Below are 2,136 nucleotides of genomic sequence, written 5' to 3'. Positions count from 1 at the left end.
TTGCGCTACCTGCCGACCCTTGCCCTTGACCAGCGCCGATGTAGGTCAGGACGTGAAGCACTCATGAGACCCTCGGCACCGCTGAATAGGGCTCTAAGGTCCCACTCCACCCGGAGGCTCTCGTGTCCCACCGTAATGCCCGCACCACGTTCCAGGGCCGGCTGCTGATCATCGAACGTCACCGCGCGGGCTGGCCCCAGGCCCATATCTCCGCGGCGATGGGGATCTCACGCCGGTGCGTCAAGAAATGGATCGACCGGCACGCCAGCGAGGGCGAGCCGGGCCTGCACGACCGGTCCTCACGCCCACACACCATGCCGGCCAGGACCCGGCCCGAGGTCGAGCAACGAGTCATCGCGCTGCGCCACACCGAACGCTGCGGACGAGACCTGCTCTCGGCCCGCACCGGGGTCCCGGCGCGCACGATCTCGCGGATCCTGGCCCGCCACCAGGTCCCACACCTGTCCCGGCTGGACCCGCTGACCGGGCAGGTCATCCGGGCCTCGAAGATCACCGCGACACGCTATGAACGTGACCGGCCCGGCGAGCTGGTCCACATGGACGTCAAGAAGCTCGGCCGGATCCCTGACGGTGGCGGGTGGCGCGCCCTGGGCCGTGGCACCGGCGACAACCGCGACCGCAAGCACGGCACCGGATACGACTACGTCCACTCACTGGTCGATGACCACTCCCGCCTGGCCTACTGCGAGATCCTGCCCGACGAGAAAGGCCCCACCTGCGCCGGATTCCTGACCCGCGCGATCGCCTACTTCGCCGCCCGGGGCATCACGCGGATCGAACGGCTGATGACCGACAACGCCTGGGCCTACCGGTGGTCCCTGCGCGAGGTCTGCACCACGCACGGCATCCGACAGAAGTTCATCAAGCCACACTGCCCCTGGCAGAACGGGAAGGTCGAACGCCTCAACCGGACCCTGGCCACCGAGTGGGCCTACCGGCAGCCCTTCACCTCCAACGCCGAACGAGCAGCTGCCCTTGCACCCTGGCTCGAGTACTACAACACTCAACGTCGTCACAGCGCACTCGACGGACTACCCCCGACCAGCCGACTGCGACCAACCTCCTGACCCGGTACAGCTAGGCCGTGTCCGGTGAATCGCGGAGCCAGAGGACGATCGCGGCGAGGGTGAGCTCGGTGCGGTAGTAGGCGGCGCGTTTGGTGTAGCGGGTGGCCAGGGCCCGGAACTGCTTGAGCCGGTTGAAGCAACGTTCCACGACGTTGCGGCCCTTGTAGACCTCCAGGTCGAACACGGGTGGGCGTCCGCCCTTGCTGCCTTTGCGGAGCCGGTTGGCAGCGTGGTCCTTCTTCTCCGGGCTGACCAGCCGGATGCCGCGGGCGCGCAGGGCCCGGCGGGTCGACGGGCTGGAGTAGGCCTTGTCCGCCAGGACCCGGTCGGGCCGTTTCCGGGGCCGGCCGGGCCCGTCGCGCTTGACGCTGACCTGGTCCAGCAACGGCAGCAGCTGCGGGTTGTCACCGGCCTGCCCTGGGGTCAGGATCACGCTCATCGGCAGCCCACGGCCGTCGGTGGCGAGGTGGATCTTGGAGGTCAGGCCTCCCCGCGACCGGCCGATCGCCTCATCAACGACCGCGAGGTCTTCGACCCACCCGGTCGCGCAGCCCCTTTTTTCCGGGCACCAGCGGCGTGCTGGTGAGCCCGGACGTTGGTCGAGTCGACAGAGAAGGACCACTCCAGGGTGCCGATCGAGTCGTCCTTGACGATCACGTGGTCCAGGATCTGCTCCCAGGTGCCGTCCTTCGTCCAGATCCGCAGGCGTTCGTGCAGCGTCTTCCACGGCCCGTACTTCTCGGGCACGTCCCGCCACGGCGCCCCGGTCCGCAGCCGCCACAAGATCCCGTTGATCACCTGCCGGTGATCACGCCACCGACCACCACGACGACCATCCGCCGAGGGCAGTAGCGGCTCGATCCGCGCCCAGGCCGTATCGGTCAGCTCACCACGCCCAACACCCACAAACCTGACATTACCAACCCTGTGACCAGGCCATTCGCAGGACAGGCCCTAGGGCGTGTTTTGGATTGCGGCTGTGGTCTCGGCCCAGGCCTGGACTTCGGTCGCGATAGCGACGGGATCGGCGGCAGGGACCGTGCTGGTC

Annotated in this window: 1 protein-coding gene and 1 pseudogene; one reads left to right on the top strand and one right to left on the bottom strand. The window is 68.1% G+C overall.

The window, feature by feature from the left end:
* Positions 1 to 122: 122 nt before the first annotated feature.
* Positions 123 to 1,088, top strand: coding sequence for an IS481 family transposase (locus ACIPN7_RS29825; RefSeq protein WP_400550852.1), 966 nt, complete (start codon positions 123 to 125; stop codon positions 1,086 to 1,088).
* 10 nt (positions 1,089 to 1,098) lie between these two features.
* On the opposite strand, the pseudogene ACIPN7_RS29820 reads toward ACIPN7_RS29825, so the two are convergent.
* A pseudogene (locus ACIPN7_RS29820) lies at positions 1,099 to 1,994 on the bottom strand (IS5 family transposase).
* Positions 1,995 to 2,136: the final 142 nt, after the last annotated feature.

This window comes from Promicromonospora sp. NPDC090134 (assembly GCF_044746965.1).
Lineage (GTDB): Bacteria > Actinomycetota > Actinomycetes > Actinomycetales > Cellulomonadaceae > Promicromonospora.
Note: the sequence above shows the minus strand (reverse complement) of the source record. Positions and strands in the feature narration are given on the sequence as shown.